22 protein-coding genes are annotated in these 26,421 nt (G+C 31.9%); 5 read left to right on the top strand and 17 right to left on the bottom strand.

Features of this window, described 5'->3' with window-relative positions; genetic code table 11:
* Positions 1–101: 101 nt before the first annotated feature.
* Complete coding sequence (locus ACM595_RS02225; RefSeq protein ID WP_002483365.1) at positions 102–1,202, bottom strand: acyltransferase; 1,101 nt, start codon at positions 1,200–1,202, stop codon at positions 102–104.
* Positions 1,203–1,457: 255 nt separating this feature from the next.
* Here ACM595_RS02225 and ACM595_RS02220 point away from each other — a divergent pair, with 255 nt between their 5' ends.
* Positions 1,458–2,027, top strand: a complete 570-nt coding sequence (locus ACM595_RS02220; protein ID WP_002483366.1) for a hypothetical protein — start codon at positions 1,458–1,460, stop codon at positions 2,025–2,027.
* 163 nt (positions 2,028–2,190) lie between these two features.
* On the opposite strand, the gene glcT is transcribed toward ACM595_RS02220, so the two are convergent.
* From glcT to parE, 4 genes are all read right to left on the bottom strand, one after another.
* Positions 2,191–3,036, bottom strand: a complete 846-nt coding sequence (glcT, locus tag ACM595_RS02215; protein WP_011303175.1) for a glucose PTS transporter transcription antiterminator GlcT — start codon at positions 3,034–3,036, stop codon at positions 2,191–2,193.
* 199 nt (positions 3,037–3,235) lie between these two features.
* On the bottom strand, positions 3,236–4,678 hold the full coding sequence (locus ACM595_RS02210; protein WP_037538464.1) for an alanine/glycine:cation symporter family protein: 1,443 nt from the start codon (positions 4,676–4,678) through the stop codon (positions 3,236–3,238).
* A gap of 248 nt (positions 4,679–4,926) precedes the next feature.
* The gene (parC, locus tag ACM595_RS02205; RefSeq protein WP_002483369.1) at positions 4,927–7,329 is read right to left on the bottom strand and encodes a DNA topoisomerase IV subunit A; all 2,403 of its coding nucleotides are present in this window, start codon (positions 7,327–7,329) and stop codon (positions 4,927–4,929) included.
* Positions 7,326–9,320 (bottom strand): DNA topoisomerase IV subunit B, encoded by a 1,995-nt coding sequence (gene parE, locus ACM595_RS02200; protein WP_100217393.1) that lies wholly within the window; start codon positions 9,318–9,320, stop codon positions 7,326–7,328. The genes parC and parE overlap by 4 nt, the downstream gene beginning before the upstream one ends.
* A gap of 200 nt (positions 9,321–9,520) precedes the next feature.
* On the opposite strand from parE, the gene plsY reads away from it, so the two are divergent.
* Together plsY and ACM595_RS02190 are read left to right on the top strand one after the other, a co-directional pair.
* On the top strand, positions 9,521–10,129 hold the full coding sequence (gene plsY / locus ACM595_RS02195; RefSeq protein WP_002483371.1) for a glycerol-3-phosphate 1-O-acyltransferase PlsY: 609 nt from the start codon (positions 9,521–9,523) through the stop codon (positions 10,127–10,129).
* Between the two features lie 331 nt (positions 10,130–10,460).
* Positions 10,461–10,757 carry a HesB/YadR/YfhF family protein gene (locus ACM595_RS02190; protein WP_002483372.1) on the top strand — a complete coding sequence of 99 codons (297 nt, stop codon included), beginning with the start codon at positions 10,461–10,463 and terminating at the stop codon, positions 10,755–10,757.
* Between the two features lie 78 nt (positions 10,758–10,835).
* Here ACM595_RS02190 and menI read toward each other — a convergent pair whose 3' ends face one another.
* The 3 genes from menI to ACM595_RS02175 all read right to left on the bottom strand — a co-directional run bounded on the left by menI (position 10,836) and on the right by ACM595_RS02175 (position 16,027).
* On the bottom strand, positions 10,836–11,294 hold the full coding sequence (menI, locus tag ACM595_RS02185; protein ID WP_011303179.1) for a 1,4-dihydroxy-2-naphthoyl-CoA hydrolase MenI: 459 nt from the start codon (positions 11,292–11,294) through the stop codon (positions 10,836–10,838).
* Positions 11,295–11,413: 119 nt separating this feature from the next.
* Positions 11,414–14,122: an aconitate hydratase AcnA gene (gene acnA / locus ACM595_RS02180; protein WP_002483374.1), complete on the bottom strand. Its 2,709-nt coding sequence runs from the start codon at positions 14,120–14,122 to the stop codon at positions 11,414–11,416.
* A gap of 261 nt (positions 14,123–14,383) precedes the next feature.
* Positions 14,384–16,027, bottom strand: a complete 1,644-nt coding sequence (locus ACM595_RS02175) for a BCCT family transporter (protein WP_002483375.1) — start codon at positions 16,025–16,027, stop codon at positions 14,384–14,386.
* A 207-nt stretch (positions 16,028–16,234) separates the two neighbouring features.
* On the opposite strand from ACM595_RS02175, the gene mscL reads away from it, so the two are divergent.
* Complete coding sequence (gene mscL / locus ACM595_RS02170) at positions 16,235–16,588, top strand: large conductance mechanosensitive channel protein MscL (RefSeq protein WP_002483376.1); 354 nt, start codon at positions 16,235–16,237, stop codon at positions 16,586–16,588.
* Positions 16,589–16,725: 137 nt separating this feature from the next.
* Here mscL and sbcC read toward each other — a convergent pair whose 3' ends face one another.
* The 9 genes from sbcC to sosA all read right to left on the bottom strand — a co-directional run bounded on the left by sbcC (position 16,726) and on the right by sosA (position 25,644).
* On the bottom strand, positions 16,726–19,755 hold the full coding sequence (gene sbcC / locus ACM595_RS02165; RefSeq protein WP_069825864.1) for an exonuclease subunit SbcC: 3,030 nt from the start codon (positions 19,753–19,755) through the stop codon (positions 16,726–16,728).
* Positions 19,756–20,886 carry an exonuclease subunit SbcD gene (gene sbcD, locus ACM595_RS02160; protein WP_037538469.1) on the bottom strand — a complete coding sequence of 377 codons (1,131 nt, stop codon included), beginning with the start codon at positions 20,884–20,886 and terminating at the stop codon, positions 19,756–19,758.
* Between the two features lie 111 nt (positions 20,887–20,997).
* Positions 20,998–21,465 carry a CcdC family protein gene (locus ACM595_RS02155; RefSeq protein WP_002483379.1) on the bottom strand — a complete coding sequence of 156 codons (468 nt, stop codon included), beginning with the start codon at positions 21,463–21,465 and terminating at the stop codon, positions 20,998–21,000.
* Positions 21,466–21,699: 234 nt separating this feature from the next.
* A complete protein-coding gene (locus ACM595_RS02150) occupies positions 21,700–21,885 on the bottom strand; it encodes a hypothetical protein (RefSeq protein ID WP_002483380.1) in 186 nt (61 codons plus the stop codon).
* A 230-nt stretch (positions 21,886–22,115) separates the two neighbouring features.
* Positions 22,116–22,340, bottom strand: a complete 225-nt coding sequence (locus ACM595_RS02145) for a hypothetical protein (protein WP_126424484.1) — start codon at positions 22,338–22,340, stop codon at positions 22,116–22,118.
* A gap of 190 nt (positions 22,341–22,530) precedes the next feature.
* Entirely contained in the window at positions 22,531–22,770 is a 240-nt protein-coding gene (locus ACM595_RS02140; protein WP_041080499.1) for a YneF family protein, read from the bottom strand.
* 206 nt (positions 22,771–22,976) lie between these two features.
* Positions 22,977–24,965: a transketolase gene (tkt, locus tag ACM595_RS02135; protein ID WP_002483383.1), complete on the bottom strand. Its 1,989-nt coding sequence runs from the start codon at positions 24,963–24,965 to the stop codon at positions 22,977–22,979.
* A gap of 79 nt (positions 24,966–25,044) precedes the next feature.
* On the bottom strand, positions 25,045–25,290 hold the full coding sequence (locus ACM595_RS02130) for a DUF896 domain-containing protein (RefSeq protein WP_002483384.1): 246 nt from the start codon (positions 25,288–25,290) through the stop codon (positions 25,045–25,047).
* Positions 25,291–25,410: 120 nt separating this feature from the next.
* On the bottom strand, positions 25,411–25,644 hold the full coding sequence (gene sosA / locus ACM595_RS02125; protein WP_037538473.1) for a DNA damage-induced cell division inhibitor SosA: 234 nt from the start codon (positions 25,642–25,644) through the stop codon (positions 25,411–25,413).
* A 142-nt stretch (positions 25,645–25,786) separates the two neighbouring features.
* On the opposite strand from sosA, the gene lexA reads away from it, so the two are divergent.
* Positions 25,787–26,410 (top strand): transcriptional repressor LexA, encoded by a 624-nt coding sequence (gene lexA / locus ACM595_RS02120; protein ID WP_002483386.1) that lies wholly within the window; start codon positions 25,787–25,789, stop codon positions 26,408–26,410.
* The last annotated feature ends 11 nt before the right edge of the window (positions 26,411–26,421 follow it).

The following is a 26,421-nucleotide window of genomic DNA, read 5'->3' as shown; positions in this document are numbered from 1 at the left end:
AATATATCCCCAATAATATAAAACCATTGTCATACCCTTTTTCGCATAAAAAAGCCTGAAACATTTATCATCAATGCTTCAGACTTTATTTTATAATATGCTCATAAATTATAATTAGGTGTGTTTTTGCTTTGAGTAACTTTCTTTTTGTCTACATCTGTGGTTTGCGTTGCTTTTTTCTTTGGAATTGGAACAATATAGTTACCATAGGGGATTTTACCTATTAGATAAACAATCAATACAGATACTGCTACTGTTAATATAAATACGCCCATAAATTTACTTTGTGGCACGATATCTTCAATTATAGGCAAACGTTTTACGAATTGAATTGCAACGTAATGCACTAAATAAATTCCCATAGAATAATTACCAATTAAGGTTAAGGTTTTTAAAATGGTGTGATTCTTTTTAACATGTTCATATAAATAATTTAGAAACACAATGAAAAATGGAATATAAATCATATTCGACACAGTAATTGAACTTTGTAAATGATCCAAATCAATACTCAATAGGAAATCGATAAATAATATACCTATAATAGTAGATAATATGGCTTTGTGCTTAAAGATGAGGATTCTAATTTCATTGTAAAATTTAGCATATACAATACCTAACATAAAGAATGATATCCAATTCATAATGAATAATTTATCATTCACAAAACGTTCGACACCACCGCCACCTAATGAAACTGGCCCCATTCTAATCCAAATGATATTAGCGATTGTCGCTAATATATACACTATAATAATAGGCCAACCTTTTTTGATTTTCTGTAATAACGGAAATAAAAAGTAAAACTGAATAACAGTCAAAATAAAATACAAGTGGAAATTTGCTTTTCCATACACAAAGTAATTCAATAATTTCCCATCATCTTCAAGATTATGTAAATAAAAGGCTCTATATAATAAGTAAAATACTGTCCAAATGATATAAGGAATAAATATTTTACTAAAACGTGATTTAACAAAATAATCTAAATTAAACCCTTTATTCACTACTGAGATTGTTAATAAAAACGCACTTATTACAGCAAATATAGGCGTTCCTAACCTTGCTATTTGGTTAACGTAACCTAAGCCATCTGATGTAAATGTCCCTCCTGACAAAGCTATACTATTAACTGTATGTATCGCCACAACTAACATAGCGGCAACAGATCTTATTATCGGTACCTCATCATAATACTTCATACACGTACGTCCCCCTAAATTCAAATCAGACAGAACACCAAGTATAAGATGATTCAATATACTTGTAAATAGAATTTACAATCAAATTATAAATCTTAATAATTACATTACACACAATTAACAAACATTAATCATTTTCTTTTAGTTTTACACCAATTAATATATTATTTTTCATTAATCATCTTTATTTATTCATTTTATAATCGTATAATATAATTACACATATAATACACGACTTAAAATAGGAGCATTTCATTGAAAAAGACAATAGTCATTATATTAATTCTTCTAATCGGTTTAGCTGGTTACAGTTATACCAAAAGTTCAAAAAAGCAAATGACAGATCCACTGATATTTGCTAAAGCTGAGATAGGTAGCACATTTTATTCTAAAAATAATGATACTACTTATAAATCAGTTCAAAAATATACAAATAACCATTCATCTAAAACAGGTATAACATCAACAAATAACAAAACTTTTAGAACAGCATTTTCCTATTTACTAATTGAAAATACAAAGACACATGACCTTTATTTAGGATATTTTGGTGACGTTATAAATGAAACACCAGTACCTATAAAATATACTGGTGATGTAAAAATCATATTAGATAAAAAAACAAAATTAAATATGCCAAAATCAACCACTCTAGTAGATGAGTTAGACTCAGGTACTAAGAAACGTGGCTATGCATTCACTAAATTAGATTCACAAAAACAACCAAAACAAATAGAAATTGTACTAAATAAACCTATAAATACATATGACCAACAATATTATGGCAAAAACATTCATATCAGTCTTCACGCCAGCGCTAACTAATAAATAATTAAATTGTTATATCCTATGACGCCTATCATTTATGGATATGATTCACAAATACAAAAAACAAACCAGATGGCAAATATAGCATCTGGTTTGTTTTTATTATACATTCAATTATCAATCCACTTTATATATGACTTTCTGTTTAACTACTATCTTGTTAAGATTTATGGTTTTCCATAAAGTGGTAGACATGTAGCGTTAAATAGATAACCTCTGCCTCATACACTTTTATTTTCAATTCTTGTTGTAAAAGTCGCATGATTTTCAATGCAATATTAAAACATAATGGATATTGTTCTTTGAGTAGTGCTTCAAAAGCATTGGTTTTCTTTAATGATTCACCATTTCGTAATCGTTTAATTAAGAATTGAATATGTCTTATAAAACGTTGATATTGAATAGTATCCTTATCTATCGTTTGTTTCAAATCATTTTCTAAAATAAAAACACTCTTATTAATCAGTTCGTTGATTAAATCCATCTCACGCATGGACAATGATTCAGTATTCGAAGCAATATGTAATGCAATAAAACCAATTTCATCTTCAGGAAAGTGAACCTCCAATACGTGATTTAAACGTTCAATTACTTTTTCAGCTATTTTGTATTCTTTGCTATACAACTGTTTAGTTTCTACAATAAAAGGATTATTAATCAACTGATTTTGCTTCAACCGCTTATAAGCAAAAATAATATGATCGGTTAATGAAATGACTAATTTTTGGTTATCTACCTTCATTTCCGAATTCGTAATAATATTAACTGCTTCTATCACTGCTTGAATTAAAGTATCATTTGCTAGCTCCATTAATGTTTTATAATGGTCTTGCTGTGATTTTTGATCCAATATGTATATTTTTTCTATCGTTTGATTCTCTTGTAAAATCATGCCACTTTTTTTATTAAACCCAATGCCTTTTGCAATTAATACATATTCCGCTTGTGCTTTTGTACAAATAATCACATTATTATTGAGAACCTTAGTTATTAAGAAATCATTCACATCAATCATCCTTATCTTTATCTTACTCAATATTATATAGTGACTAATTATAAAATGAAAGAATTATTCTATTCTAATTAATAAATATGCCTTACGAGTTGATTAAAAAAACAAAAAACGCCTCTAAGATGTCACTTTATCGTGACAATCTTAAAAGACGCTTTAAGCTTTGATATTTATGAACTAATTATCAATTTGATTATTTTTTCATGCCCCAACTTTCAATACCAAATAAATTGATTTCTAATTCTTCTGGTTTGAAAACTGGTTTTTTGCCAGCTTTACGTTGATGTTGGTAATCGTTCATAACAGCAAATGCAATGTTTGAAAGACCTATGATTGCTACTAAGTTGACAATCGCCATCAATCCCATAAATACATCTGCAGTACTCCAAACAGTTTCTGTCTTAATTACTGCACCAACAAACACTAATACGACAACTAAACATCTAAAGATAAATAATATTGTTCTATTTTTTGATAAGAACTCAATATTAGATTGGCCGTAGTAATAATTACCAACTACTGAAGAAAATGCAAAGAGTGTAATGGCAATCGTTAAGAATATACCACCAGCACTACCAAGATGCTCATTTAAAGCTGATTGCGTTACGGCAACACCTTGTGATGCATTTTCACCAAACTCTAAACCGCTATAAAGCAATATCATAATAGCCGTTGCTGTACAAACTAGCATCGTGTCAAAGAATACACCGAGTGCTTGAATTAAACCTTGTTTAACAGGGTGTGGTGGTGCTGCTGTCGCTGCTGCGTTAGGCGCAGAACCCATACCAGCTTCATTAGAAAATAGACCACGTTTTACACCTTGTAGTATGGCAGCACCAACTGCACCACCTGTTACTTGTTCAAATCCAAATGCACTTTTAATAATTGTAGAAATCATTGGAATAATTTGATCATAGTTCATGATAAGAATCACTAGAACTAAACCGATATAAATAATAGCCATAACAGGTACAATAACTGAAGATAAATTGGCGATACTACGTACACCACCAAATATAATGATAGCAGTAAGTACCGCTAAAATAATGCCTGTTATTATAGGATCTACATTATATTGTGTTTTCAATGATTCAGCAATTGTATTAGATTGAACTGTATTAAATACAAAAGCAAAAGTAACCGTAATTAATACAGCAAACACGATACCTAACCATTTTTGATTTAAACCTTTAGTTATGTAATAAGCTGGTCCACCACGGTAACCGCCTTCTTCATCAGGCACTTTGTATACTTGTGCTAAAGTTGCTTCAATAAACGCACTCGCTGCACCTATAAATGCAATAACCCACATCCAAAAGACTGCACCAGGACCACCAAGTACTATAGCTGTAGCAACACCCGCTATATTACCAGTACCAACCCTAGAACCAGCACTTATCGCAAATGCTTGGAATGGAGAAATACCTTTTTTACCGTTATCTAATGTTTCAGGTTTTTCACCAATAGCACGAAACATTTCTGGAATCCATCTTAATTGCACAAATTTAGAGCCGATAGTAAAGAATATACCCGCTGTTATTAAAAGTCCAATTAGATATTGTGACCAGATTAAATCATTCCCGACTTGAACAAAAGCTTTGAACCAATCTGGAATTAAACTATCAAAATCTTTCAATTTAATCCCTCTCATCTATGTAATATTTAATTTCAAATTAGAGCAAGAGATTTATAGACAGTCTTATAAGGAATTGTAACATTTCATTACATGCCACTTATAAAATGATGAAAAAGTACGCCCTAGTCATACGCCTAATACGATACTTTTCACACTGCTATAAACCTCTTTTTTAATAATTTATTGCACCTAACTGGTATTTTATCACCATATAGCTGTATTTACTAATAATTTTTAAAAAATTACCCCTAATTAACTTCTAAGTCAATAATTTCACCAAATTCACTTGTATCTACAATAAAGCTGCCATTTGTATATTGTTCAGACAAATGAATATCTTTAATGGCGCCAGATTCTTGTTGTTTATCAGAATAAATCGTGTAAGTCGTGTGCTCAGGTTGAATTACGTCAGCCGCTACAATACGATGCGGTGATTTTTTCAATTCTTTCAGTAATGTAATTCCACGTTGTGCACGTTTGGCTGTTTGTAGTACTTTGAAACCAATACGTTTTAGTGATCCTCGTTGTGTTGCCATTAAAATTGAGTTGTTTGCACTAATGACCTGTGTTAACACGGCGAAGTCTTCATCTTTTAGATTAATTGATTTAACGCCAGCTGCTCTCAATCCTGTATCAGAGAGTTCATCACTACTATAGGTTAATGACATACCTTTGTTTGTAATAACAGTAATTAATTGAGTAGAGTCTATGCGCATGACATTAATAATTTCGTCATCATCTTTCACTTTCATTGCAACGAGAGGTTTATTGAATCGTGATGTTTTAAACATAGAAACATTACTGCGTTTAATCATTCCATGACGCGTAGCTAAAATATAAAATGCGTCTGGTTTAAAATCACTTTCACAATACGCATCGATGATAAATTCACCTTCATCAAGTGGCACAATTTGAGAAACATGTTGACCTAATTCTTTCCATTTAATTTCAGCTAATTTATGTACTGGAATAAATAGATAACGCCCTTTATTAGTAAAGACCAATGCAGTATCAAGTGTATTGACTTCTTGATGTTTCATAAGTACATCACCGTCTTTTACACCAATTTCATTTACGCCACTGGCATTATAACTACGTAATGAAGTGCGTTTTATATAACCGTGTTTTGTAACACTCATAATAACCGTTTCACTAGGAATCATAACTTCTTTATCAATTTTAATTTCAGAAATCTCTGCTTCTATTGAAGACAAACGCCCTTGTTTAAAACGATTGCGAATTTCTGTTAATTCTTCTTTTATTACATTTAAAAGTGCACTATGATCATCTAAAATATTTTTTAAACGTCCAATTAGTGATTTTAATTCATCGTGCTCTTCTTGTAGTTGCACAATATCTGTGTTCGTTAAACGATATAATTGTAGTGTTACGATCGCTTCGGCCTGTGCCTCTGTAAAATCAAATTCAGCGACTAAGTTGTCTTTAGCATCTTTTTTATTCTTAGAAGCTCTAATTAACTTGATAACTTCATCTAAAATAGATAATGCTTTCATAAGACCTTCAACAATATGCATTCTGCTTTCAGCATGATCTAATTCATAACGTGTACGTTTAGTCACAACATCAATTTGATGATTTAAATAACTATCAATAAATTGACGAATCCCCATTAATACTGGTCTACCTTCACTAATAGCAACCATATTAAAGTTATAAGCAACTTGTAAATCTGTATTTTTGTATAAGTAATTTAATACAGCTTCACTATTTACGTCCTTTTTCAATTCAATGGCAATACGTAATCCAGTACGGTCTGTCTCATCTCTTACCTCAACAATACCATCCACTTTTTTATCAGCACGTAATTCATCCATCTTTTTAACAAGTGAACTCTTATTCACTTCATATGGGACTTCAGTAACAATTAATTGCTTTCTGCCATTTCTTAATTCTTCATCTTCGACTTTTGAACGAACAATAATTTTACCTTTACCAGTTTCATAAGCTTTTTTTATACCATCTATACCTTGTATAATGCCACCTGTTGGGAAATCTGGTCCTTTAACATACTTCATCAACTGAGCTACTGTGATATCAGGATTATCGATAAATTTAAGTGTAGCCTGAATCACCTCACCCAAATTATGTGGTGGAATATCTGTTGCATAACCAGCAGAAATACCCGTACTTCCGTTAATTAATAAATTAGGTAACCTTGCTGGTAATACCATCGGTTCCAAAGTAGTATCATCATAGTTTGGCATGAATGGTACTGTTTCTTTATTAATATCTCTTAAAAGTTCTTCAGAAATACGACTTAACTTAGCTTCTGTATAACGCATTGCTGCAGCCGGGTCATTGTCTATACTACCGTTATTCCCTTGCATTTCTATGAGCACATGACGCAGCTTCCATCCCTGACTGAGTCTTACCATAGCATCATACACAGATGAGTCGCCATGAGGGTGATACTGTCCAATTACGTCACCGACTGTTTTCGCACTTTTACGGAAATTTTTATCATATGTGTTACCACTAGAATACATAGCATACAAAATACGTCTTTGAACAGGTTTGAGCCCATCACGAACGTCTGGCAATGCACGCTCTTGAATGATGTATTTACTATATCTACCAAAACGATCGCCAATAACATCTTCTAGCGATAAATCTTGAATTATTTCACTCAATTGATTTCCTCCTCATTAGGATGTTCCTGTTCTAAAATTTGGATTTCATTATTGTCTAATATACTTTGTTCTTCTTGTAATCCAAATTCAACATGGTTTTCTATCCATTCACGTCTAGGCGCAACTTTGTCACCCATTAATGTTGTTACACGTTTAGAAGAACGTAATTCATCTTCAACTTGAACTCTGATGAGTGTTCTTGTATCTGGGTTCATTGTCGTTTCCCATAATTGATCAGCGTTCATTTCACCTAAACCTTTATAACGTTGTAATGAGAAACCTTTGCCTAATTTTTTTTGTAATTTTTCTAATTCTTCATCAGTCCATGCGTATTCGATTTTTCTTGAGGGGCCTTTCCCTTTTTCTAATTTATAGAGGGGGGGTAAGGCAATAAATACCCTTCCAGCTTCTACAAGTGGTTTCATATATTTAAAGAAAAATGTTAATAACAGTACTTGTATATGTGCACCATCCGTATCCGCATCAGTCATAATAATTATTCTGTTATAATTACTATCTTCAATTTTAAATTCATTTCCAACACCAGCACCAATAGTATGAATAATCGTATTAATTTCTTCATTTTTAAATATGTCATCTAGACGTGCTTTTTCTGTGTTAATGACTTTACCTCTTAAAGGCAGAATAGCCTGGTATTTACGATCTCTACCTAATTTTGCTGAACCACCTGCTGAGTCACCCTCAACAAGATAAAGTTCTTTCTTCTCAGTATTTTTACTTTGAGCTGGCGTTAATTTACCTGAAAGTAAAGTATCTTTACGTTTATTTTTCTTACCGGAACGTGCATCTTCACGAGCTTTACGCGCAGCTTCTCTAGCTTGTTGTGCTTTCAGCGCTTTTTTAACAAGTGATTTTGATAACTGACCTTTTTCTTCTAAATAATATGGAAGTTTGTCTGCTACTACAGAATCCACTGCACTTCTAGCTTCTGGTGTACCCAATTTAGACTTTGTTTGTCCTTCAAATTGAAGTAACTCTTCCGGAATACGGATGGAAATAATAGCTGTTAACCCTTCTCTAATATCATTTCCATCTAAATTTTTATCTTTTTCTTTTAGTTCATTAATACGGCGTGCATAATCATTAAATACACGTGTCATTGCAGATTTGAAGCCAACTTCATGTGTCCCCCCGTCTTTTGTACGCACATTATTAACGAAGCTCAAAATACCTTCTGAATATTGATCATTGTATTGGAATGCAACTTCAACTTCGATATTATTAGCTTCCCCAGAAAAGTCGGCTACATCATGTAAAACTTCTTTTCCTTCATTAACATAAGCAACGAATTCTTTAATACCATCTTCATAGTGAAAAACATCTTCACGTTCTTTTCCAGCTCTTAAGTCTTTCAATGTTATTTTAAGACGCTTAAGTAAAAAAGCTGACTCCTGAAGTCGCTCACTTAAAACATCATAATTAAAAGATGTTGCTGATTTAAATATCTCTGGATCTGGTTTAAATGTCACCTTAGTTCCAGTCTTTTTAGTCTTCCCGTGTTTAACCAAACCAGTTGTTGGTTTACCACCTTGTGCAAAACTTTGAGTATAGATATTGCCATCTCTGTATATTTCTACTTCTAACCATTCACTTAATGCATTAACAACGGATGCACCAACACCATGTAATCCACCTGATGTTTTATATCCGCCTTGTCCAAATTTTCCACCAGCATGAAGTATTGTGAAAATGACTTGTACTGTAGGTTTTCCAGATGTATGTATACCTGTTGGCATCCCACGACCATTATCTTCAATTGTAATGCTTTCATCTTTATTAATTGTAACTTGGATTTCGCTACCAAAACCATTTAATACTTCATCGACGGAATTATCGACAACTTCATATACTAGATGATGTAATCCACGTTTATCGGTAGAACCAATATACATCCCAGGTCTTTTTCTTACGGCCTCTAATCCCTCAAGTACCTGAATGGAATCATCCGAATAATTATTTTTCTTATTCATTGCCAATCGTTTCGCCCTCCTACAAACGTACGTTCGTTTTTAAAACTATACATTAGTTATTCTTATATAAATCTTGATAAAATGCAAGTATCAAATGAATTTTCAATTGAGAAATAATACCCATTTTAAATTTTCATTCGTATTATCCTATGCTTATATGGTAAAATAATTTTAATGTCATTAAAGGATGTGGATTATATATGATGATTGTAATCATGTTAATACTAAGTTACCTTATCGGTGCTTTCCCAAGTGGCTATGTAATAGGTAAACTATTTTTCAAAAAAGATATCCGTCAATTCGGAAGTGGTAACACTGGGGCAACAAACAGCTTTAGAGTATTAGGAAAACCTGCTGGATTTCTTGTAACTTTCCTAGACATATTTAAAGGGTTCATTGTAGTGTTCTTTCCACTATGGTTACCTGTCCAAGCTGAAGGCCCAATAACTACATTTTTCACAAATGGACTTATTGTTGGTGCTTTTGCAATTTTAGGCCATGTATATCCAGTTTATCTTGGATTCAAAGGCGGAAAAGCCGTTGCAACAAGTGCTGGTGTCATACTAGGTGTCAATCCTGTCTTATTATTAATATTAGCAGCAATTTTCTTTGGAATATTATATTTAACAAAATATGTATCGTTATCAAGTATCATTGCATCTATTTGTTGCGTCATTGGTGCATTATTAATTCGAGACTATATCCTATTTATTGTTAGTATTGGTGTCGGTGTATTGCTCATTATTAGACATCGAACTAATATTGTAAGGATATTTAAGGGTGAAGAACCTAAAATTAAATGGATGTAACTATTACAATAGTCTTTCTACAAAATAATATGTTGTAAACAAAATTTGAGCTGGGGCGTTAATGCCTCCAGCTTTTTTATATCACATATTGAATCGTAAGATTTAAACACAGCTTTATGATCATTAATTCTATTATACTACTTATATGTATCATTATCATGCGTTATATATATTTCTCCGCATTGTAGAATGATTTGACATAACTAATTGAAAAATTATGTTATACTACTTTTAATATTACTGAAAGTGGGTAATATATAAAAATACTAATTCAATTTAGTTGCCAATAGTCATAAGTTAAGTACTTGTGAACCGAAAGGAGACTTTTATTATGGAAATAGAACTTTCAAATAATGCCGTGTCTTGGTTTAAAGAAGAACTTGAATTACCTGAAGGTGACAAAGTCTTACAATTCTTTGTACGTTATGGTGGCGAATTCCAATTAAAACAAGGATTCAGTCCTGCATTTAGCGTTGACAAAAAAGAGGATGTTGAAATTGGTTATGAAAATCATTACGACGGTTTAGATGTCGTAATTGCTGAAAAAGATTTATGGTATTTTGAAGACCATAATTTATTTATTGACGTAAATGATGGCATTGATGAAATTTCATATGCTACAAAATAACCTATATAATAAAAAGCGCCTGACTCAAGTGTCAGACGCTTTTTATTATATATAGATATAGATATTAACCACTTCGTTTTATAAGCCGTTTATGACCTCTAAGCACTCTCCAGCCTTGTTTCTTTTATCAACTTCACTATAAGTTGCATGCCACTCAGGGAAATATTTATCTAATCTAATTGGTTTGAAATCTTCTTTTTTTATACAAGTCAATGCCGTTGAACCTGTTGTTGCAAGTTCCCCTGCTTCATTATAGATTTCATATTTATATATGGATCGCAAACGTGAATATCTTTCAACCCATGTTTTTATTGTTACTTTTTCCGGATAAAAGATCGATTTAATATACTTGATATCTAAATCGATTACTGGCGAAATAATACCACTATCTTCCATATCCTTATAACTAAAACCTAGTTTAGAAATATAATCTGTTCTTGCTACTTCAAACCACGTAGGATAATTACCATGATAGATTACACCCATTTGATCAGTTTCTGAATAACGTGCTTCAATTTGTGTCATACTGTAAATCATTTTTGCATCCTCTTTTCAATATTTCTACTGATACATATCATACCTTAAATATTAACATAAAAAAGATGGACTAGCATATGGCCAGTCCATCAGTAAACTTATTATACAGGTTTGTTTTTTTATTGTTGTCCAGCTAGTTTATTTCTTAATACAAGTTGTAAGATACCACCATGACGATAGTAATCCATTTCTACATTTGAGTCGAAACGAGCAATAGCTTTAAATTCAATTACCTCACCATTGTCTTTTTTAGCTTGGACTTTAACTAAGTCGTGTGGCTTAACATTTTCATCAATGTCTACAGAGATAACTTCAGTACCATCGATACCTAAACTATCAGCTGATTCGCCCTCTTGGAATTGTAGCGGCAATACGCCCATCATTACTAAGTTTGAACGGTGAATACGTTCGTAACTCTGCGCAATAACTGTTTTAACGCCTAATAAGTTTGTACCTTTGGCTGCCCAGTCACGTGAAGAACCCATACCGTAGTCGTTACCTGCTAATACAACTAATCCAGTACCGTTTTCCTTATATTTCATAGCTGCATCAAATATAGACATTTGTTCACCTGTAGGCCAGTAAGTAGTATAGCCACCTTCAGTACCAGGTGCAAGTTGGTTTTTAATACGAATATTCGCAAATGTACCACGCACCATAACTTCATGGTTACCACGACGAGAACCATATGAGTTAAATTGACGAATTGGCACGCCATGTTCAATTAAATATTTACCTGCTGGTGTATCTTTACCAATCGCACCTGCTGGAGAAATATGGTCTGTCGTTACAGAATCACCAAATTTACCCATTACTCGTAAATTATTTAATGAATCAATTGTTCCTGGTTCTTTAGATAAACCTTGGAAAAATGAAGGATTTTGGATATAAGTTGATTCTGGATCAAAATCATATAAAGGTTGATCTGTTACATCAATTTCATTCCACATTTCGTTATTGTTATATACAGTTTCGTACTCTTCTTTAAATAAATCTGGTGTAACAACAGTATCAACTGTGTCTGAAACTTCTTTGATTGATGGCCAAATATCTTTTAGATATACATCTTCGCCATCTTTACCTTTACCAAGTGGTTCATTTTGTAAGTCAATATCTACTGTACCAGCTAAAGCATAAGCAACCACTAATTGTGGTGATGCTAAATAGTTAGCTTTAACTAATGGATGAATACGACCTTCAAAGTTACGGTTACCTGATAAAACAGAAGTAACAAGTAAATCTTCTTCAGCAATCGCTTTTTCAATTTCTTCTAATAATGGACCAGAGTTACCGATACATGTTGTACAACCATAACCAACAAGGTTGAATCCTAAGTCATCAAGATATTCATTTAAACCAGAATCTCTTAAATAACCAGTAACAACTTTTGAACCTGGAGCTAATGATGTTTTAACATATTCAGGTACTTTAAGACCTTTTTCAACTGCTTTTTTAGCAACAAGTCCAGCACCTAACATAACATATGGGTTAGACGTATTCGTACATGAAGTAATCGCAGCGATCGCTAAATCACCCGTCTTCATAGTTGTTGAAGTGCCATCTTTAAATTCAATTGTTGCAGTTTTATCAAATTCACTCTTATCAAAACCATGACCTTGGTTACCCGCTGGTGCAGTTACTGATTTTTCGAATTCTTTTTTCATGTCACTCAAGAAGATTAAATCTTGTGGACGTTTAGGACCTGATAATGAAGCTTCAACAGTAGCTAAATCAAGTTCTACAACATCTGTGTACTCAGGATCTTCTTTTTCTACAGTAAAGAACATGCTATTTTCTTCTAAATATGTTTTAACTAAGTCAATTTGTTCTTCAGAACGACCTGTTAAACGCATATATTTTAATGCTTCTTCATCTACTGGGAAGAAACCACAAGTAGCACCGTATTCAGGAGCCATATTAGCAATTGTTGCACGGTCAGCTAATGGTAAATGTTGTACACCTGGACCGAAGAACTCAACAAATTTGCCTACAACGCCTTTTTTACGTAACTCTTGTGTTACACGTAATGCTAAGTCCGTTGCAGTAGCACCTTGTGGTAAAGCATTTGATAGTCTAACACCAATAACTTCAGGAATTGGGAAGTATGAAGGTTGACCTAACATACCAGCTTCGGCTTCAATACCACCGACACCCCAACCTAATACGCCAAGACCGTTAATCATTGTCGTATGTGAATCGGTACCAACTAATGTATCTGGGAATGCAACAGTTTCACCATCAACTTCACGTGCATGCACAACGTTAGCTAGGTATTCTAAGTTAACTTGGTGTACGATACCCGTTGCTGGTGGAACAGCACTATAATTATTAAATGCTTTAGTTGCCCAATTTAAGAACTGGTAACGTTCATAGTTTCTTTCAAACTCTAATTTCATATTTCGTTCTAGTGCTTCTGGATTAGCATAGCTATCTACTTGTACTGAGTGGTCGATAACTAAATCAACAGGCACTTCTGGATTGATCTTATTTAAGTCGCCACCTACATCATTCATGGCTTTACGTAATGAAGCTAAGTCTACGACAGCAGGTACACCTGTGAAATCTTGTAGAATTACACGTGAAGGTTTGAAAGGCACTTCTCCTTTTGCACCTTCAGTAAAATCAGATAACGCTTTGATGTGTTCATCTGTAATTACAAAACCATCTTCTTGTCTTAAAACAGATTCTAGTAATACTCTAATTGAATATGGCAGTTTCGCTACTTTAGTTAAACCTTGTTCTTCTAAAGTGTTTAAATCATAATACGTGTATGATTTCCCATTTAAGTCAAACGATTTTTTCGCTTGCTGTTTAATATTAGAAGCCATATAAATCCCCCTTGAATTTTTTTAATATATGCCGTTAGTTAAATTGTATAATTATATGTAGTTTAAAACAACTAGATAGAGCCAGAAACATGGCTAAATTAGATTTGATTTTTCAATCAGTATACATAAGCAAAACTTATTGCTAAATGCAGGTGTAATAAGTTATTATTATCAATTGAGAATCATTATCAGCTAATTTCATTATCCTACAAAAAAACTGAGAACCCAATTGGATTCTCAGTTTTTGACTATTAATCAATATTATTTTTCTGCTTTTTCTGCATCTCTTAATGGTGTACGTTTTTCAATAATATCATCTTCATAATCTTCTTGTTGATGTTGTACATAATCTTGCAATCTATGTTTATTTGGTGTCAAAGTAAGTCCTAAGAACTTACGCTCTTGGTTCGCATCTTTGTAGAATGAAATCATCATCATGATCACTACAAAGGAGAACGGTAAGGCACTTATAATGGCGGCACTTTGAATCGCATTCAATGCTTCAGCACCATTACCTCCACCAGCAAATAATAATACGAATGCAATTAATGATTGTGCGATACCCCATGTAACTTTAATCATAATAGAAGGCTCTAATGAACCATTTGTCGTTTGCATACCTAATACAAATGTTGCTGAGTCAGCAGAGGTAATAAAGAATGATGCGATTAATACTAATGCAATAATAGATAGTATAATACCTAGTGGAATTTCATTGAACACACCAAAGAGTTGTGTTTCAGCAGTCATATCGAATAATTCTGGATTTTTCTTACCAGTTTCAATTCCAAGTACACCGAATACACTGAACCAAACGAAACTTACTAACGCTGGTACTAAAAGTACCCCAGCAATAAATTCACGAATAGAACGTCCTTTAGATACACGTGCAATGAAAATACCTACGAATGGGCTCCAACTTAACCACCAACCCCAATAGTAAAGTGTCCAACTAGACATCCATTCACGTTTTTGAGGGTTTAAAGCTGCAGTGTCAAACGTATTTAATAAGAATGAGTTCAACAAACTACCTGTAGAACTTGTCATCATATTTAAAATCAATACTGTCGGTCCAATGATTAAAACAGCAATCATTAAAATTGCACCTAAACTAATATTTAAATTACTTAAATATTGGATGCCTTTACTTAAACCAGACCAAGCACTCATAATAAATAGAATAGTTACAACTACAATAATAATTGCTTGTACCCAAACATTATTTGGTATGCCAAATAAATAGTGAAGCCCACCATTGATTTGCAATGCGCCCATACCTAGTGATACGGCAACACCTACTACTGTAGCGAATACAGCAAGCACATCAATGATTGTCCCAATTGGGCCTTCAACTTTATTTCCTAAGATAGGACGTAATGTTCTAGAAATTAATCCAGGTTCGCCTTTTCTAAATTGGGCATAAGCGAGCGCTAATGCAACTACGCCATAAATTGCCCATGCATGGAATCCCCAATGGAAAAATGTTGAACGTAAGGCCTCGGTATAAGCTGCTGCAGTTTTCGGATCCGCATTTGGCGGCGCTGCAAAGTCAGCCATTGGTTCTGCTGCACCATAGAATACAAGCCCAATACCCATACCAGCACTGAACAACATAGCAAACCATGAAATTGTATTAAATTCAGGTTTGTCGTTCGGTTTACCTAACTTCAATTTACCAATCGGGCTAAAGATTAGGAAAATACAGAAGAATACAATAAACGTTGTAAGAATTAAGTAATACCATCCTAGTTTATCTGTAATCCATAGTTTAATTGTATTCGTAACATGATCAAATTGTTCCGGTAACACTGCGCCGATAATAACAACAATCGCTACGATAATTGCACTATAGATAAAAACTGGAGATATCTTCTTACCATTAGGTTGGTTACTAGAAGAATTCATAATTAATTACTCCCTTTCTTATCATATTAAATTTTCGAATCTAAAATAGAATGATTAGAATTTCTAAACACTACTATTTTATGTAATAGCCACGTATTACAATAACAAAACAATGAGTTAATATCAAATTTCATTAAATAAACTATTTTCTAAACTTTACATATAATGTATAATAAACTTTAAATTTAATTAAGAGGAGTTAATTATATGTTAAAGGAATTCAAAGAGTTTGCACTTAAAGGTAATGTTTTAGATTTAGCAGTTGCTGTAGTTATGGGCGCAGCATTTAATAAAATTGTTACTGCTTTAGTTTCATACATTATCATGCCATTAATTGGTTTAATTTTCGGTACTGTTGACTTTGCTGAAAGCTGGTCATTTATGGGTATTAAATATGGTATGTTCGTTCAATCAATTATTGATTTCATCATCATTGCATTCGCTTTATTCCTTTTCGTTAAAATTGCTAATACGTTAATGAAGAAAGAAGAGGAAGAAGAAATCGAAGAAAACACTGTATTATTAACGGAAATCCGCGACTTATTACGTGAAAAAAATTAATTCGATTTAATTAGTATAAAGCGAAAAAAATTAAGCTTTTTTAAAATTTTCATAGTTCGCTCTAGTTTAAATCAAAAAAGCCAAGACATTTCAAAATGTCTTGGCTTTTTTCTTATTTAAATATATTTTTTTATACTCTATTGTTTTTTAAAATGCGTTGTACTTTGATATTGTTCTGTGGTTACTTCCAATATAAGCGGTATTCTTTGCTTGAGTTCACTTACGTGAGAAATAATCCCAACCATGCGACCCGTTGATTTTAAACTTAGCAATGTATCTAGTGCAGTTTCTAGTGTTTCCTGATCTAAAGTACCAAATCCTTCATCTACAAACATTGAATCAAGTGAAATCCCACCTGATTCTTGTTGCACAATTTCACTTAATCCCAATGCTAATGCTAATGATGCCTGAAATGTTTCTCCACCAGATAACGATGTAATGTGGCGTGATTGATTTGAATGTGCATCGAACACATCTATTTCTAGTCCACTATAGCCTTGAGATATTTGAGCTCGTCTCGTTAATTGGTATCTCTGTCCCGTCATAATTGCTAAGCGCTGATTAGCTTGAGTAAGAATACGCTCCAAGTAATATATTAATACATAATTTTCCAACGTTAATTTTTGTTCATTTTTCCCTGCTAAAATTTCTGCTAATTGAAATACTTCTTGTTGAGATTGCAATTCACTATTTAACTCATCTATAATTTTATTTATTTCAGTTATTTTTTTAGAATTAAACTCCATTTTATAGTCATGTTGACTTAATTCAGTTGAAGCTGTTTCATATGCTTGTTGCATTTCTTCAAATCGTTCTTTTAGTTGTTGTGTATCATCTAGCTTCTTATTATTTGTTTCAGCTTTTAGTTGCGCTATATATAATTCGTAAGATTGTTTCTCTTTTTTGAAAGTTTCAATTTCTTTTTCTAAATTTTGCTTTTCTGATGCTTGTGCTGTTACTTTTTCAACTTGTTCTAATGATGTAAAACCAATACGTTGCATTTCCTCATTGATTTTCATATCAGTCTCATTGATTTCAGTTTCTATTTCAGCAAGGTTATTTTTTAAATAAGTTACACTATTTTTTTCTATTGCTAAAGTACTCTTATAATTTTGTATTTTTTGTTCAATTTCATTTAGCGTTTGATCAAATTGGCGTATTTGATTATAAGCATCTTCAAATTTTGTTAAAAATTCATCAACCCGTTTATAACCTGTTGTATTTTCAAAATCGTTTATCGCAGTTTCATTTTCTTTTAATATGTGTTCTTTTTTTTGAATATTCATCTGTAAATCGTGTGAACTTTTTTCATATTGTTGTAATTGGTCTTTTAATTTTTCTATTTCATTATTTTCTTCATCTATTTTTTTCTTTTCTTGATATTTCTTCTCAACTTCATCTTCTATAGCTTCATAATTTATATTTTCCAATGAAGCTATAGTATATTTTGATAATTGCTCCTCAATGTGTGACAATTCACTTTCACATTTAATAATATCTCCTTTTACAGTAGCTATTTTTTCTTCTAATAGCGTGAGCTGTTGATGTCTTTCCATTATTTCATCAAAATCCACGTGACTCGATAATGTATGAATTTCATTACCACAGATTGGGCAAGTTTCACCAGTATGTAGAGCTGCTTGTACTGTTGCAATTACATCTTGTTTGTTGTTTAAATCTAATTTAGATTTATCAATATTATTATATTCCTCATTGAGTTGCACACGCTTTTGACTTAAATCTTTAAGATTACGTTGCTTTTGCATTTTTCTTTTCTGTAATGCATCATACTCAATTTTATCTTTTTCATTTTGCTTCAATTGTTTAATATCATTATTAAGGTTGTATATTGCTTCCGTAATTTGTTCTATCTTTCGATAATCAGGCTGACGTTGATTTAATTTAGCTGTAGTATCTTTGATTTCCTCATTTTTTTGAGTTAAATACGCTTCTAAATCTGTAAATGCTGTTTTCGTGAACTGATAATTGTTGTAGGCATCTTTATATTTATTTGCTTTTTCAAAAAACAATTGCGTCTGTTCAATAAAACGCCTTAGTTCCTCAATATCATCTTGCTTCTCTTTAAGGTTATCCGCTTCAAGGTTACTTTGTTTTATCTTATCCTCCAAATCAAAGATACTTTTAGATTTTTCTTCAATACTTTGCGCTACTTTACCTTTTTTGGAAATTGTATTTTCTTTTACTTCTAATAAATTCGTAATGGGTCTTACTTCGTTGATTTCTGTTACACGCTTAACTTTTTCTTGGATTTCGTGTTCATTAACTAATAATGCTTCATATTTTTGTTGATTTTCATTGAGCTTATTTAAAGCATACTCTAATTTAATATTATTATTTAAATCATTTTCTGTACTGTTGACTTTATTTTTTAATATTTCTTTTTTCTGTTCAAAGTCATCTCGTATTATTTGTGCTTTCATTTTAAAATCTGGTAATACCTTAATGATATTGTTCGTTTGTCTAGCACTTATTACTTTATGCTCGCATAATGTTTCATCATCAAAAGTTTCCAATTCTTTCCAATGATTTTCTAAATCGTTGTACCTTTTTTCTATTTGCTCTCTTACTTCTTTTACATCATCAGATAATTTTTTTTGAATTTCTTCAAATCTCTGACTGTTAAACAGTGTTCTTAATATATCTTGTTTTTCCACACTTTTCGAGAGTAAAAATCGTTTAAATTCACCCTGTGGTAATATAAACAGTTGTCGAAATTGTTCAGCATTCACACCTAGTAGCGCTTTGATAAATTGATTACCACTATTAATTTTACTTTCTCTAAGTGCATAATCATCTTGTTCATATTGATAAACTGCTAGTTGCCCTAGTGTTTTATTTTTATTACCTTCCTTTATAAATGCACCTTGTCTTTGAATTTTAAAATATTGATTTCTTAATTTAAATTCAAATTCGACAACCATTGGTTTTTTACTTTCAGCAAAATGACTCCTTAAATCGCTTTCTTTTCTATCTTTTGTGGAAGCTTCACCAAATAATGCAAACACAATAGCATCAAATATCATCGTCTTGCCTGAACCAGTTTTTCCACTGATTAAAAAGAGTTGGTTATTTTCTACATTATTAAAATCAATTGTTTCATTTAAAAAGGGACCGAAATTAGTTAAATTCAGTTTAATGGGTCTCATTTATTTAGAACCCTCCTCAAGTAATGCTGTCATAATTTTTTCTATTTTTTTACTTTGATTCGTAGTTAAATGTTCATCCGTTATACTATTATAAAAATTATCAATTATTGTTTCATCATCTAATTTTTGAATTTCAATATTTTCATGGTGTATAGATGTATTAAAATCAAACGTCTGATTGGTTAACGCTAAAGTATTAGGATAAATTTGCTTCAAATGCATCATAGGATCACTCACATGTGACATATGCTTTAATTTAAAATGTAAATAATTTTCTTTATGTTTTACTTCTAACTTTTCTTGTATTGCATCTTCATAATTACCTTCAATCACTTCTAATTGTCTTAGAGGCTTTAATGGTATAAATTTGTCTGTTATTTTTTGATTTTTAATTTCTACTATTTTATAACCTTTTGGTTGTTTCGTTTCTGAAAATGAATATTGTAACAATGAACCACTGTAATTTATAAAATTAGATTCAATACTGAAAGGATGATGTAAATGTCCAAGCATAACTCTATCAAACTGATTAAATAGATTCTCATCAACTGACTCAACTGTACCTATAGTCAACGGCCTTTCAGATTCAGAGCGAATTCCACCTTGTACTGTTAAATGACCAACAAAAATATTCACTTTATTCTCATCTATGACTTCATGCATATATACCAACACTCTGTTTAAAGCCTGTTGGTGTGTTTCTATAGCTTTGTCATCAAAGAAATATTGCATTTCATTTATAGTGGCAAAAGGCATTGTGTAAAAATCAACGTTCCCAATCGTTACTGGTTTATTCATATCATTAAGGTCAGTACGTATGTACATATGTGATTTTTCAAACCATTTTGAGCCATAATTTAATCTTTCCTTACTATCATGGTTACCATTAATCATAATTAAAGGAATACTCATTTCTAAATTTAATATATCAATTGTCTGTTCAAGTAATTGAATCGCATCTTTATTTGGATAACTTGTGTCATATAGATCACCCGCAATGACAATAACGTCGGGTTGTTCTAATTTCATTGCCTCAATAAATTTATCTAGTATATACGCTTGGTCTTCTAGTAACGACTTCCCATTTAATATTCGCCCTAAATGCCAATCCGCAGTATGTATGATTTTCATTATATCGCCCTCTCTTAGAACGTTTGTTCGTATTAATAGTTTATTATATTTTTCATAACGCTTCAAGTATATTAAAAGAGCCGTTTACCTTTATAGATAAACGGCAATAATTTATTGAATTAAATTACTTTTAACTTTTTTGAATTTATATAACATTGCTATTCTCCAAGGTACAATCATGCAAAATGCTAATAAGAAAAACATACCTGCAATTTCCCCTGGATCAATTTGGTTACTTATAAATATTTTGATTACTGTACGAATTAACAACAATGATATAAGAATAATTGGAAACGCTTTTGAACGTTTCATGTAAATTTCACTACCCTGTGTTTCGAATCTAGATGTCCAAATTAATATGGTAGAAAATAATAACCCCATAATGATACATTCTAAAATCTCAGTTCCAGTTAATCTAAAATAAGGTACCACGTACATCAATGCACCTGTTGCCATAAAAAATGGAGGTAGTATAATTTTCTTTTCATTTACGGGAAATTGTTGTGCTTTCATTCTGACTATAATGACACCAATACCCATTAAAAATGCGAAAACTATTGAAAATACTAAATACAACATGCTTACACCTTCTTTGCGTTTCTACAAGATGATATTTACCTTGGATAGTATATCACTTAATAAATTAATAATCAGTATTTATAGCCTAATTTATTATTTAATCTTCAAAATTTAAGGCTTAATGTTCATATCATGTCTTTTAGTTATGTAGAAAACGACATAGTCAAATGCTTATTCACAATATACACAAAATAAAACCAGCTTATATTTAAGCTGATTTTACTACATGTTTATTTATATTGCATTTGTTTGTGTACATGCGGACAATGCATCGTTTAAAGTGTATCTAAGATAATTCATATCATGTAATTGCATCGCGTTATGATATTTCTTAAATGCTTCGTCGGTCTGAAAGTTAATATGCATATTTGCTAGTCGATCAAGTACTTCTTTATCTTCCATGGCATAAGCATCCTTCACTTATTACTACCTCCCTTATATTCATATTATAACAAACTACAATCTATAATCAATTATTTTTCTGAATATTCCAATTTTTATTGTTATACTCTCCTACACTAATTACGTATTCATTCTATAAATTACCTATAAGAATATATTGTAAATTGATTATTGTATTCTTATTTTTCAAAAAGAATGTTATATAACTTATTTTTAAAATTCTCAATATCCTCATTCATATATTAATCTTATAACTTTTGACTTACACTATCTGTTAGGTAGTGAATTTTATCTTTTTCATCAGTTACAGCTGTGAAGGTAACCTTTGCAACTTGAATCGATTTTGGGAATTGAGTGTTACCATCGATCAACCACTTCCTTTGATTTTTTGATGCACTTTCATACCCTTTATTATCTACATTTGTAGTATTAAGAAAAGGTATATTTTCATCATCTGAAATTATTATTTTCAAAAACATTCCAAATGCTTTTAATTCATAATTTTGTACCCGAATAATGAAAAAGAAGTTATGAAATACTAAACAATGTATTTATAAATGCGATTTAAAAATTCATAGTCATTTTGCCACTGTGTTGCCAGAGCAAAAAATAAAGGGCTGAAAGTTACTTTTTACAAGTAGCTCCCAGCCCTTTAATGATGTTCTATTTAGACTTCTTCAATTGTTCCTGTTGGTTCTTGTTCATCATTGTCATCATTTGATTTATTTTCTTTTGAGAAGGTTTTTGACCCATTTGCATCATCATCATTCGTAGCATTTCTTCATTGATTGGTGGGTTCTTTTTAAGATAATCCATCATATATTTTCTTGCAAGGAAAAATCCACCTACTAAACCTAAAATTAATGCTAACACGATTAATACGATTGCTAACCAAGTTGCCATTGTTTCACCCACTTTCCTATCCTAATGAATTTTACTAAAATTAGTGCTCATTTTCAAGAGCAACTCTATTTATATAAATTATCGACTCATGTATTATATCAATTTCAAAATCAATTTGTAAATATAAGCTTATTTTAATTATAAAATAAAAAATGGTATGAGAACTTAAGTTCTCATACCAACAAAATCAATTTTCACTACACTAATTAAAATGTTTGAATTTGATTTAATACATTTTCTTTAGTAAAGCCATATTTTTCAACAACTAAGTCTCCAGGAGCACTAGCACCAAATCCGTCGATACCAATTACTTTACCTTCTGTACCTACATATTTGTGCCAACCAAGTGGTGATGCCATTTCAATAGCAACACGTTTAGTAATTGATGATGGTAATACAGATTCTTTATATTCATCAGCTTGTTGGTCAAAAGCGTTCCAGTTTGGCATAGAAACAACACGTACACCTTTACCTTGAGCTTCTAAATCTTTAGCAGCTTCTATAGCTAAGTTAACTTCAGAACCAGTAGCTAATAGTAAGAATTCTGGTGCATTATCTGATTCAAATACTACATAAGCACCTTTACGAACACCTTCTTCTACAGTTTCTTTAGAAAGATCCATAGTTGTAAGATTTTGACGTGTTAATACTAATGAAGTTGGTGTGCCTTCTGATTCTAAAGCAACTTCCCAAGCAACACGTGTTTCGTTACCATCTGCTGGACGAATAACGTTCATATTTGGAATTGCACGTAAACCAGCTAATTGTTCGATTGGTTCATGAGTTGGACCATCTTCACCAACAGCGATTGAGTCATGTGTAAAGATAAATGTTGAATTTAGACCCATAATTGATGATAAGCGTAATGCTGGTTTTAAGTAGTCGCTAAATACAAAGAATGTTGCGCCATATGGATGTAATCCGCCGTGAGCAGCCATACCATTTACAGCGGCACCCATTGCAAATTCACGTACACCAAACCAAATATTTTTACCTTCTGGCGTTTCTTTATCGAAATCAGGTGCATCTTTAACATTTGATTTATTTGAACCAGCTAAATCTGCTGATCCACCAAAGAATGAAGGCACTGTTTTACTTAATGCTTGAATCACTTCACCTGAGTCTGCACGTGACGCGCCACTGTGTCCAGCTTCAAAATGAGGTAATGCTTCACTATAATTGACAGGCAATTTACCACTGATTGCTAATTTAAATTCTTCTGCAAGCTCAGGATAATCTTTACTGTAAGTTTCTACAAGTTTATTCCATGCTTCTTCTTTTTCATTTGCACGTTTTAACATGCTTTGTTGGAAGATTTCATAAACTTCTTCTGGTACATTAAAGCGTTTTTCTGGATCTAAACCATAGTTTTCTAACGCTAATTTTCTTTCATCTTCTCCAAGTGGCGCACCGTGCACACCGTGAGAACCTTCTTTATTAGGCGCACCGAAACCGATTACAGTTTTAATTTCTATAATTGTTGGAACATCTTGTGATTTAGCTTCTTCAATAGCTTTATCAATTGCATCTAAATCATTGCCATCTTTAACTAAAATGTGTTTCCAACCGTAAGCTTCGAAACGACCTTTTACATCTTCAGAGAATGCTTTATCTAAATCTCCATCTAACGAGATATCATTTGAATCATATAAAACGATTAATTTATCTAATTGATTATGACCTGCTAAAGAAGCTGCTTCATGAGAAATACCTTCCATTAAGTCACCGTCAGAAGCAAGAACATATGTGTAATGATCAACAACGTTAGCATTTTCTTTATTAAATTTACCAGCTAAATGTTTTTCAGCCATCGCCATACCTACAGACATAGCAAAACCTTGTCCAAGTGGACCAGTTGTTACTTCAATTCCATCTGTATGTTTAAATTCTGGGTGTCCTGGTGTTTTAGAATCCCATTGTCTAAATTGTTTTAACTCTTCTAATTCTAAACTACCTGAAACATGTAATAAACTATATAATAAAGCAGAACCATGTCCAGCAGATAATACAAAGCGATCTCTATCAAAGAAATCTTTTGATTGGGGGTTAAAATTTAAATGGCGTGTCCATAGTGTATATGCCATTGGAGCAGCACCCATTGGTAATCCAGGGTGTCCTGAATTGGCTTGTTCAACAGCATCGATACTCAATGCTCTAATCGTATCAACCGCTAATTGATCTTTTTCTTTATTCATCTAAATGACTTCCTTTCTTCTAACAAGATTCTATATCATTATACCTTATTTAATATCTATTTAACAAAATATTGATTTTCTATTTATCTTCTTTCTCTTTCTCATCTAAAATTTTCTTCACTTTATCTGGAGTGACATCATTACCTTCAGGATCAATGACTCTTGTACTTTCAATTTGTTGTTTAAAGTTTTTTCTAAAAGATTCTAAATAAGCTTTTCGCAATTTCGATTGCTCTTTAGCTTCATTTTCTGTAAGTCCTTGTTCCTTTTTCTTTTTTGCTAATTTATTAATTCTTTTTATATCTACACCATCTTTTTGAGACATTATAAACCTCCGTTATTATTAATATAAAAAATATAACAAAAAAGTGAACGAAACTAAATTGTTTCGCTCACCTTAACCCAACCTTATTATCATCATTAATCATTGTCTTTTATATATATTTTAATACATTGATGCCATTACGGGTTGTGAATCTTGTTCGCTTTTCTGCTCCAATTTAGTATTGTTTTGTTCGCTATTGTTAGATTGTTGCGTCATTTGGTGATCTGTCATTTCGTACGTCTGTTCTGAATTAGCATTGTTATAAGCACTTAATATAAAAATTGCGCAAAGAACCATAGTTGCAATTAACACCGTTGTATAAGCTTTTATTTGAGATTTATATATTTTTATCATTTATAGTCACTCCTAGAACGTTTGTTTGTATAGTTACTTTATCAGAACATTTGTTCTGTGTCAACACTGGAACGAACAAACGTTTGTAAAACGGATATACACATGCTATAATTAGGTTAAATTAGATTAGGGAGTGCCTATTATGAGAGAGTTAACTAAACGACAAAATGAGATTTTTGAATATATAAAACAAACTGTTCACGCTAAAGGATACCCACCAAGTGTTAGAGAAATCGGTGAAGCTGTTGGTCTCGCATCTAGCTCAACAGTTCATGGTCATTTATCTAGATTAGAAGAAAAAGGTTATATTAGAAGAGATCCTACTAAACCACGTGCCATTGAAATAGTAACTGAACAATTAGGTGAACCTATTAATATGGAAGAAACAATTCATGTTCCTGTAATTGGTAAAGTAACAGCAGGTATACCAATAACTGCTGTTGAAAATGTTGAAGAGTACTTCCCATTACCAGAACATTTCACATCTACACACAATAGTGATATTTTTATTTTAAATGTAGTTGGAGATAGTATGATTGAAGCAGGTATTCTTGATGGAGACAAAGTCATTGTTAGAAGCCAAACAATTGCCGAAAATGGTGATATTATTGTCGCTATGACTGAAGAAAATGAAGCTACAGTCAAACGCTTCTTTAAGGAAAAAGCACATTACCGTCTACAACCAGAAAATAATTCAATGGACCCTATTTATTTAGATCAAGTTACTGTCTTAGGAAAAGTGGTCGGATTATTTAGAGAAATGTAATTGGTAATTTA

This window comes from Staphylococcus sp. LKG3-1, assembly GCF_048568385.1.
Taxonomy (GTDB): domain Bacteria; phylum Bacillota; class Bacilli; order Staphylococcales; family Staphylococcaceae; genus Staphylococcus; species Staphylococcus saprophyticus.
Note: the sequence above shows the minus strand (reverse complement) of the source record. Positions and strands in the feature narration are given on the sequence as shown.

What these genes read in the sequence shown, in the direction of transcription:
- ACM595_RS02225 (WP_002483365.1), bottom strand. Translation starts at nt 1,202, where the DNA reads ATGAAGTATTATGATGAGGTACCGATAATAAGATCTGTTGCCGCTATG.
- parE (WP_100217393.1), bottom strand. Translation starts at nt 9,320, where the DNA reads ATGAATAAGAAAAATAATTATTCGGATGATTCCATTCAGGTACTTGAG.
- plsY (WP_002483371.1), top strand. Translation starts at nt 9,521, where the DNA reads ATGATGATTGTAATCATGTTAATACTAAGTTACCTTATCGGTGCTTTC.
- ACM595_RS02190 (WP_002483372.1), top strand. Translation starts at nt 10,461, where the DNA reads ATGGAAATAGAACTTTCAAATAATGCCGTGTCTTGGTTTAAAGAAGAA.
- menI (WP_011303179.1), bottom strand. Translation starts at nt 11,294, where the DNA reads ATGATTTACAGTATGACACAAATTGAAGCACGTTATTCAGAAACTGAT.
- acnA (WP_002483374.1), bottom strand. Translation starts at nt 14,122, where the DNA reads ATGGCTTCTAATATTAAACAGCAAGCGAAAAAATCGTTTGACTTAAAT.
- ACM595_RS02175 (WP_002483375.1), bottom strand. Translation starts at nt 16,027, where the DNA reads ATGAATTCTTCTAGTAACCAACCTAATGGTAAGAAGATATCTCCAGTT.
- mscL (WP_002483376.1), top strand. Translation starts at nt 16,235, where the DNA reads ATGTTAAAGGAATTCAAAGAGTTTGCACTTAAAGGTAATGTTTTAGAT.
- sbcC (WP_069825864.1), bottom strand. Translation starts at nt 19,755, where the DNA reads ATGAGACCCATTAAACTGAATTTAACTAATTTCGGTCCCTTTTTAAAT.
- sbcD (WP_037538469.1), bottom strand. Translation starts at nt 20,886, where the DNA reads ATGAAAATCATACATACTGCGGATTGGCATTTAGGGCGAATATTAAAT.
- ACM595_RS02155 (WP_002483379.1), bottom strand. Translation starts at nt 21,465, where the DNA reads ATGTTGTATTTAGTATTTTCAATAGTTTTCGCATTTTTAATGGGTATT.
- ACM595_RS02140 (WP_041080499.1), bottom strand. Translation starts at nt 22,770, where the DNA reads ATGGCAACTTGGTTAGCAATCGTATTAATCGTGTTAGCATTAATTTTA.
- tkt (WP_002483383.1), bottom strand. Translation starts at nt 24,965, where the DNA reads ATGAATAAAGAAAAAGATCAATTAGCGGTTGATACGATTAGAGCATTG.
- ACM595_RS02130 (WP_002483384.1), bottom strand. Translation starts at nt 25,290, where the DNA reads ATGTCTCAAAAAGATGGTGTAGATATAAAAAGAATTAATAAATTAGCA.
- sosA (WP_037538473.1), bottom strand. Translation starts at nt 25,644, where the DNA reads ATGATAAAAATATATAAATCTCAAATAAAAGCTTATACAACGGTGTTA.
- lexA (WP_002483386.1), top strand. Translation starts at nt 25,787, where the DNA reads ATGAGAGAGTTAACTAAACGACAAAATGAGATTTTTGAATATATAAAA.